The sequence below is a fragment of the Sphingobacterium sp. GW821-FHT03E03 genome (assembly GCF_059420745.1).
Map to the genome: position 1 here is coordinate 1 of NZ_JBWKUH010000074.1, position 650 is coordinate 650.

At 38.6% G+C, this 650-nt stretch carries 1 pseudogene; it reads left to right on the forward strand.

What is annotated here, in order from left to right:
- Window positions 1-3 precede the first annotated feature (3 nt).
- Window positions 4-381, forward strand: a pseudogene (locus tag AC07UV_RS25705) (IS256 family transposase); the annotation flags it as partial.
- Window positions 382-650: the final 269 nt, after the last annotated feature.

Below are 650 nucleotides of genomic sequence, written 5' to 3' on the forward strand. Positions count from 1 at the left end.
GATGTGTATGGATTTGACCTTTCTGAATCGACGATTTCCCGGATTACCGACCGTGTGGCGGGTGATGTGATCGCCTGGCAAAACCGCCCGCTGGACAACGTATATCTGATTGTCTGGATGGATGGCATTGTTTTTAAGGTCAGGGAGAATTCCAAAGTGGTCAACAAGACCATTTATCTTGCTGTGGGCCTGAACCGGGATGGCTATAAAGAAGTTCTGGGCATGTGGCTGGGCAAGAATGAAAGTGCCAGTTTTTGGATGGGAATCCTGACAGACCTGAAATCCCGGGGCGTAGAGGATATGCTGATTACAGCGACCGATAATCTCCATGGTTTCTCCGCTACTATACGGAGTGTTTTTCCTGAGTGTAGTACCCAATTATCCGCCTGAAATGATGAAAAATATAGACTTTATTAAAGTTTTTTCACTAACCAAAATTAAGGGGTTTTAACCCCCTTTTTTATTCGTTTTTTCTATACTGCCAATTTTCTAGTTATCCAAAATAACGCTCCATTATATAAGACAGCATTCAAATTAAATTGTATTAATTTTCAAAAAAGTAATCATTATTTTTTTGGTCTCTTTGGTCGTTAGTGATGTTTTTTTTAAATATAACACAAATTTAAATATAGGTATACAGTAACTTAATA